The following is a 7,574-nucleotide window of genomic DNA, read 5'->3' as shown; positions in this document are numbered from 1 at the left end:
ACGCCATGAACTCAGCACCACCGCTCTTCGCAAGAACCTTCGTAATCGCCGCCGTCAGCGTCGTCTTCCCATGATCAACGTGCCCAATCGTCCCAACGTTGCAATGCGGCTTCGTCCGCTCGAATTTGCTCTTCGACATTTGGTTCTTCCCGCTTACCTGGAGCGCATCGGCGCCCTGACCTCAAGACCGTGGCGCACCAGCACTCGCCGTTGACTCCAACCAGACCAAGCCGGGCCTATGCCCGGTACGCGAACCCGGTAACCGGTACGGCCACCACCGTTTTTCCCTTCCGCCCTGCGGCCCGCGCGGTTGCCCGCGGTTTGGAGCGGGTGATGGGAATCGAACCCACACCGCCAGCTTGGAAGGCTGGAGCTCTACCATTGAGCTACACCCGCAGCGATTTGGGCCTTGGCATTCCGCTCCCGAGGAAGTGGTGGAGGGGGTAGGATTCGAACCTACGTAGGCGTACGCCAACGGGTTTACAGCCCGTCCCCTTTAGCCGCTCGGGCACCCCTCCGCTTGGGCTCCAACACGGCCCGGGCGACGGAAGTCGCAACTAAGTGGATTCACCTTCGTATGTCAATGTTAAAACACAGAAAGACGCCCCACCCATCGCCTCCCATATGGAAACGACTGGTAGGGGCCGTTGCTGGCCAGCTTCGGACCCTATAATAGGTAGCCCCATGAGCAAACGCAAGCCTGGCAGGGGTGCGCGAGGCATTTTCCGCGACAGTCCGCGTGAGGGAAGCGGCGGCGGCCAATGGATTTACGGCACGCACCCCGTCCTGGCCGCGCTCGCCAACCCTCGGCGGCGTTGCCACCGCATCCTCCTGACGGCCGAGGTCGAACAGGCGCTCGGTGGCCGGTTAGCCCACCTTTTGCGGGACACGCCGCGGCTCCACCCCGAAGTCATGCCACGGGCGGAAATAGACCGCATCCTGCCCGATGCGGTGCATCAGGGCCTGGCCCTGCTCGCCGACCCGCTCGACGAGCTCGACCTCGACGACGTGCTGCGGGCGGTGGGGGACCGCACGAATGCCATCCTCGTCGTCCTGGACCAGGTAACCGATCCTCACAATGTCGGTGCGATCTTGCGCTCCGCCTCGGCATTCGGCGCCCTCGCCGTCGTATTGACCGAACGACACGCCCCCGGCATCGGTGCCGCACTGGCCAAATCAGCCTCGGGTGCTCTCGAGCGCACGCCCTTGGTGCGGGTTACGAACCTCGCCCGCGCGCTCAAGGACATCAAGAACGCGCACTTCTGGTGCGCCGGCCTCGATGCGACCGCCCCAACGTCAATCGCCGAGGCGCGGCTCGATGGGCGGATCGCACTCGTGCTCGGCGCGGAGGGGCAAGGCATGCGCCGGCTCACCCGGGAGCATTGCGATCTCATGGTGCGGATTCCAATGGCGCAAGGTTCAGTTGCGAGTCTGAATGTGTCGAACGCCGCCGCCGTAGCCCTTTACGAGCTTTGCCGCGCGGCCCAGTAACAGCTCAAGCAAGGACATCGACGCGCTGGGCAATTCCGAGGTCACTGGCGCATGCGCAAGGGCCGCGCTATTTTCTCGGCGGCACGGGCAGCGCCCGTTCACAGAGACGATCGAACAGCGAGCCGGGTTAGCACAGGGGTAGTGCAGCGGTTTTGTAAACCGAAGGTCGGGGGTTCGAATCCCTCACCCGGCACCAGGATTATCTTGTCCGGATCGAAGACATCGGTACCGGAGCGTCCCTGAGACATACGTCGTCGTTCTCGTCCTTCGCGTTGGACGCGTTGTTTTTGCAGGGGAGCCTGCGTCGCCCGCGCCACAGATTGAGACTTCGATCTTTGAGTTTTCTCACGAGTGTCGTAGAAAGTCGCCCTTCAACCGACTGTTCGTTCGATCGGGCAATGGCGAACATGGACGGAACCGCCGTCGCTTCGTTGCGTGCCGAACTCCGCGGCCAACTCGTTACGCGCCGTGATACGGGCTACGACGGTTCACGCCGCTTGTGGAACGGACGGATCGACCGATATCCCGCAATCATCGCCCGTTGTAGCGATGTCGCCGATATTGTCGCCTGCGTGCGTTTCGCACGTGAGCACGCGATGGAATTTGCCGTGCGTAGCGGTGGGCACGCGGTTGCCGGTACGGCAATGTCGAATGGCGGCTTCGTCGCCGATCTTTCCGATATAAAAGGCATACGGGTCGATCCCGGTTCCCGCCGCGCGTGGATCGGGGCCGGCGAAAGGTGGGGTGCGGTCGACCGCGCAACCCAGGCCTACGGTCTCGCGGTACCGTGCGGCACCGACTCGGAAGTGGGTGTCGCCGGTCTCACCCTCGGCGGCGGGAATGGCTGGCTGATGGGCGCTTTCGGCGCCACGGTCGACAGTCTCCTGTCGGTTGAACTTGTCCTTGCGAATGGCGAGATCGTGACGGCAAGTTCGAGTGACAATCCCGACCTCTTCTGGGCAGTGCGCGGCGGCGGGGGCAATTTCGGCGTCGCCACCAAATTCGAATTCGCCCTCCATCCCGTTGGCCCCACGGTTATGGCCGGGGCGCTGCTTTATCCATTCGGGACAACGAAGGCCGTCCTGCAGGCATTCCGCGACACTGCAAGTATGTTGCCCGATCCGCTCACCGTTTATCCGTGCTTGATCTTCGACGAGAAAGGTGCACCCGTCCTCTGTATGGCCGCCTGCCACGCGGGACCGGTCGAGGATGCGCAGGCGGCGGTCGCATTGCTTCGACGGCTCGGCTCGCCATGCCTCGACGATCTGCGGCCGCAGCCGTTCGTCGCATGGCAATCCTCGATGGACGCCGCACGGCCGGCAGGACGAGGCTGCGCCATTCGTTCTCATTTCATGGCCCGGATCGACGACGCCCTGATCGATGTTCTGATCGAGCACTTCGCGCGAGCACCTTCGCGGCATTCCGTCATCGTGCTCGAGCATTGTCACGGCGCCATCGCCCGCGTATCGCCGGAGGCCACGGCATTCGCCTTGCGGCGCAATCCCTATCATTTCGAGATTCTCGCGTTCTGGGACGATCCGGCGCAAGCAGAAGAGAATATATGCTGGGCCGACGATTTTCTCGCTGCAACGCTGCCGTTTTCCTCGGGCGAGGTCTACGTGAATTCCCTTGACGAAGCGGAGGCCGCTCGGATTCGGGAAGCATATGGGATCAATTTCGATCGTCTGAGAGCGCTCAAGCGAAAGTACGACCCGCAAAACTTCTTTCATTGCAATCAGAACATCCCACCTGCCTGAAGTAATTCAGGCTCATTCGGCCGGGGCCGCCGTCACCCGATCTTTCGCCGCGACAAACGTTGAGGCGCCCAACCGTGTCAAATTCCGGGCGACGCATTGCACGTTGCACGAGGGCACAACTGGGCTAGTATGGTGGCCAGGCCCGCGTGCCGCATGTCGGATGCCACGGGGGAAGTCCTGCACCAAAATTCGGCCGCCAACGAAGCCGAGTGACGTGTCCCGCACGTGTTGTGCGCGGTGAAGACGCCGGTTCGTGAAGCCTCGATTCGCGCCCAGTCGCCCGCGAGGAATTGCCGGAGGTCGTCAGATGCTAAGGCTTGTGAAATGGCTTGCGATTGTCGTCGTCGGACTCATCGTCGTGGTCGTTGCCGCGGCACTCATCGTTCCCAACGTCATAAACTGGAACGCTTACAAACCGCAGATCGCCCAAGCAGTCAAAGACGCGACAGGCCGGGATCTGCGCATCGACGGCGACGTCAAAATTTCGATGTGGCCGGATCTCGATTTCAGCATCGCTGGCATTCATTTCGCAAATGCGCCGGGCGCCACGCCCCAGGATATGGTGAGCGTCGGCAGCACGACCGGTAGGATTGCGATCTGGCCGCTCCTCAGGCGAGAACTCGACGTCGTCAGTCTGATCGTGCAGAACGCGTCGGTTCATCTCGCCGTCGACAAGGACGGAAATCCAAACTGGGTATTCGCCCCCGCGAAGGCAGCGCCTGCGCAGCCTGCACCGGCCCCTGCCGTCGCGGAAGCAAACGAACCCGGCTACACCGTCCGCCTTGGCGAGCTCAAGCTCGAGGGAAGCGAGGTTTCCTACATCGACGCAACGACCGGACAGAATATCGACGCCAAGGACATCAACGTGACGACCGCGATGTCCGACCCGGCAAAGCCGTTCTCGGTCAACGCGCAGATGACCCTCAACGCCGAGCCGGTCAAGATCGAATTGGCGCTCGATTCGCCTCAGCGCCTTCTCGACGGCCAAAAGGCGAAAGCAAAATTGAATGTCGCGTCCAAATGGCTCACCGCCAATTACGACGGAAGCGCACAACAGCAGCCCACGCCGGGCCTTGACGGTGCGTTCGATCTCGCCATTGTCTCGGTGGGACAGCTTGCGAACTGGTTAGGCCGCCCGCTTGAAAAATCGCAGCCCGATCCGGGCCCGCTCAAGCTCCATGCCGACTTCGCGAGCGACGGCGCCAAAACAGTGCTCAAGGATGCGACGCTGCAAGGCACGGCACTCAACGCCAAGGCGAGCGGCAGCTTCGACGCGAGCGGTGCCGTCAAGAAACTCGCCGTCGATCTCGAGAGCGGCGAGCTCGATGTCGATCGCTATTTGCCGCCGCCGGCACCGAAAACCGCCGCTCAGACGGCAGCACCTCGGCCGGCCGCCGCACAACCCGCCGCGGCGACATCGAAAGATCCGTTTGCGGCCTTATCGGACAAGCCCCTCGATCTCAGTGCCCTTAAGGGAATCGACGCGGACATCAAGGTCGCGATCGCTGGTGTCAAGGCGATGGGTTACGAGATCGGGCGCACCGCACTCGCGGTGACGGCAAAGGGCGGCGTGATGAATGCCGATCTGAGCGAGCTCGCACTTTACGGCGGCAGCGTGAAAGGGCATGTCAAGCTCGACGGGTCGGGCAAGGCGCTCGATGCCGATACGTCATTCAAAATCGACCACGTCACAATCGATAAGTTGGCGGCGGCTGCCTCAACGGCCGCGGCAGGTGCTGTTTCGGCAACGCTCGACGCGGCAGCGCAGGGTGCGAGCCCCCGCGCACTCGCGGAAAACCTTCATGGCAAATTGGCGCTCGACCTGAGTGGGGTGAGCGTGAAGAGCGCCAATGCGCATGGCATTTCCGGCGCCAAGCTCGACCTCGACATGCCGGCCGCGGACAAGCCGCTGACCATCAAGGCCGACCTCGTCTACAATGGGGAGCACGTCAACCTTGATGCGAGTTCGGATCCGCTTCGCAAGGTTTTGTCGGCCGACAAATTTGCGGCCAAGCTCGCGCTAGCATCGAATCCCATCAAAGTCAGCTATGACGGCGCTGTCCAACAACGCCCCGTGGCCGGGCTCGACGGCAGTTTCGACCTCGACGTGCCATCCGTCGGCAAGCTGGCTTCATGGCTCGGCGAGCCTTTGGACCCCAAGCAGCCTGACCCTGGGCCGCTCAAGGCGCACGCCGTTCTCGCTGCGAATGGTTCAAAAATCTCCGTGAACGAGGCGACGATCACCGGCAAGGCGCTGAAGGCTACAGCGCAGGCCAGCTTCGACGGTTCGCAGAAGATCGCCAATTTGGACGCGAAAATAGACGTCCAGCAAGCGGACCTCAACGCTTACCTGCCGCCCGAGAATAAGAGTGCGGCACCTCAGCCGAAGGGGGCGGCACCAGCCGCTCCAGGGGCAGCACCATCCGCTCAGCAACCAAGCGGCTGGAGCACCGAGCCCCTCGACCTCTCCGCCCTTCACAATGCGAACGGGCAAGTGTTGGTTCAACTTGCCGGCATCGGATACCGCGATCTCAGCATCAGCCAGGGTCAGATCAAGTCCACATTGAAGGATGGCGTGTTAAAGCTCACGGTCGAGAAACTGGCCCTTGCCCAAGGAACGATCACGAGCGATGCAACGCTGGACGGTTCGGGGCCCGCCGCCAAGCTCGACTACCAGGCGACTGTCAACAATGTACAGGCATTGCCACTTTTGAAGACGTTCGCCGACACGAGCCGCCTGAGTGGCACGATGAACTTCCAGACCAACGGCAAGGCAAGCGGGAAAAGCGAGAAGGAGCTGGTCGAAACGCTCAATGGCGCCGGACAGTTCAAGATCACGGACGGCGCCATCCATGGCATCAACCTCGCCGCGACATTACGCCAGGCCGGCACGCTCGGGCTTTCCAATTCTGCCAACGAGAAAACGGATTTTGCCGAGCTTAGCGGCACCTTCACGATCAAGGACGGCGTCGTCGACAATCGCGACATGCAGATGCTGGCACCCGTCATCCGGCTTACGGGTGCGGGAACCGTTCCGATGCCGCCGCAGACTGTCGACTATGCGGTCGAGGCCAAGTTGGTGGGAACTCTTCAAGGACAGGGTGGCGCCCAATCCCTCGACGGCTTGCCCATCCCCATCAAGATCACAGGGTCCTGGAACAATCCGAACTATCAGGTCGATTGGAAAAGCGTCTTTACCGAGATGGCCAAGGACCCGTCGCGGATGAAGAACTTGCCCGCCAACCTGCAGGGTGCAGCCAAGGGCTTCGGCGTGAATGTTCCGGGTGCCGCCGCGGGCGGTGCGACCGGCGGAATACTGAACTCTATTCCGGGACTGGCTCCGCCGCCGTCCTCGACCGGCGGATCGACGGCGCAACCGAGCGGGCAACCCGCACAACCGAGTGGCCAGCAACCCTCAAACAGCCCCGTACAGAACGTGATCAAGGGCCTTTTTGGGAACTAGCCGGTGTCAACATCCGGCACCGGACGAACGAAACCGAGCAGAGCGCAAGCTGCCGCTCTTTCGAAAATCGCATGGGCAACGATCGTTGCGCTGGCGTTGTTCGCGCCGTGGAGTGCTGCGAGCGCCCAATCCCCACAAGGCAACGATCCCCAAAAAGGTGTTGAAGATCTCACCCGCGAGGGGATCGACAATCTGATGAAGGCCCTGCAGCTCCTGCTTTCGACGATACCCCAATACGAAGCGCCGACGATCGACGAGAACGGGGACATCATTATTCGTCGCAAGCGCCCACCGGCGCCAAAATCGAACGAAAAAACCGAACCCGACAGCCAGACCAAGACTTAGCGCAAGTGTGGATGAGACGCCCCCTGGCGCGGGGCATCGGCGCCCAATCAACGCGCTCGAAAGGTCGAATGCGTTACGCTAAAGTCACGCGTCGCTATTTCGAAAAACCAGGCTAGGCACCTGACGATTGCGGCGTGTCTCGCCAGGGTATGGAGTTTACCGACATGTCCGTCTCTCCCGTTACGCGCGCTCCCTCGGCTCACCGCTCGACCCGCGACGAAGTCGAAAACTTGCTCGGTGAACTCGGCGTAAGCGCCGAAGCATTTCGTGGCGGCAAGCTTACGGTCCGGTCGCCGATCGACGGGACAGCCATAGCCGAACTCAAGGAGCACAGTGCCGATGACGTGGGGGCAGCGATCGGCCGCGCCCACGATGCCTACCTTGCCTGGCGGAAGGTGCCGCCGCCCAACCGGGGCGAGCTTGTGCGTCTTCTCAACGATGAGTTACGCGCAAACAAGGTCGCGCTCGGCCGGCTCGTCTCCCTGGAGGTCGGTAAGATCGTCACCGAAGGCCAAGGC

At 62.2% G+C, this 7,574-nt stretch carries 6 protein-coding genes and 3 tRNA genes; 6 read left to right on the top strand and 3 right to left on the bottom strand.

The window, feature by feature from the left end:
- The 3 genes from VEJ16_12555 to VEJ16_12545 all read right to left on the bottom strand — a co-directional run.
- The coding region (locus VEJ16_12555) for a GTP-binding protein (protein ID HYB10491.1) at positions 1-139 on the bottom strand (139 nt) is incomplete at its 3' end.
- 183 nt (positions 140-322) lie between these two features.
- Positions 323-396 (bottom strand) — tRNA-Gly (locus tag VEJ16_12550).
- A 36-nt stretch (positions 397-432) separates the two neighbouring features.
- Positions 433-518 (bottom strand) — tRNA-Tyr (locus tag VEJ16_12545).
- Between the two features lie 166 nt (positions 519-684).
- Between VEJ16_12545 and rlmB the strand changes: the two genes are divergently transcribed.
- The 6 genes from rlmB to VEJ16_12515 all read left to right on the top strand — a co-directional run.
- Positions 685-1,491 carry a 23S rRNA (guanosine(2251)-2'-O)-methyltransferase RlmB gene (rlmB, locus tag VEJ16_12540; protein HYB10490.1) on the top strand — a complete coding sequence of 269 codons (807 nt, stop codon included), beginning with the start codon at positions 685-687 and terminating at the stop codon, positions 1,489-1,491.
- Between the two features lie 121 nt (positions 1,492-1,612).
- A tRNA-Thr gene (locus VEJ16_12535) sits at positions 1,613-1,687 on the top strand.
- Between the two features lie 202 nt (positions 1,688-1,889).
- Positions 1,890-3,248, top strand: coding sequence for an FAD-binding oxidoreductase (locus VEJ16_12530; protein HYB10489.1), 1,359 nt, complete (start codon positions 1,890-1,892; stop codon positions 3,246-3,248).
- 307 nt (positions 3,249-3,555) lie between these two features.
- Positions 3,556-6,711 carry an AsmA family protein gene (locus VEJ16_12525; protein HYB10488.1) on the top strand — a complete coding sequence of 1,052 codons (3,156 nt, stop codon included), beginning with the start codon at positions 3,556-3,558 and terminating at the stop codon, positions 6,709-6,711.
- Positions 6,712-6,714: 3 nt separating this feature from the next.
- A complete protein-coding gene (locus tag VEJ16_12520; protein HYB10487.1) occupies positions 6,715-7,056 on the top strand; it encodes a hypothetical protein in 342 nt (113 codons plus the stop codon).
- Positions 7,057-7,220: 164 nt separating this feature from the next.
- On the top strand, positions 7,221-7,574 hold a 354-nt coding region (locus VEJ16_12515; GenBank protein ID HYB10486.1), incomplete at its 3' end, for an aldehyde dehydrogenase family protein.

This window comes from Alphaproteobacteria bacterium (assembly GCA_035625915.1).
Lineage (GTDB): Bacteria > Pseudomonadota > Alphaproteobacteria > JACZXZ01 > JACZXZ01 > DATDHA01.
Note: the sequence above shows the minus strand (reverse complement) of the source record. Positions and strands in the feature narration are given on the sequence as shown.

Coding starts and splice junctions, on each gene's coding strand:
- VEJ16_12530 (HYB10489.1), top strand. CDS start 1,890: ATGGCGAACATGGACGGAACCGCCGTCGCTTCGTTGCGTGCCGAACTC.
- VEJ16_12525 (HYB10488.1), top strand. CDS start 3,556: ATGCTAAGGCTTGTGAAATGGCTTGCGATTGTCGTCGTCGGACTCATC.
- rlmB (HYB10490.1), top strand. CDS start 685: ATGAGCAAACGCAAGCCTGGCAGGGGTGCGCGAGGCATTTTCCGCGAC.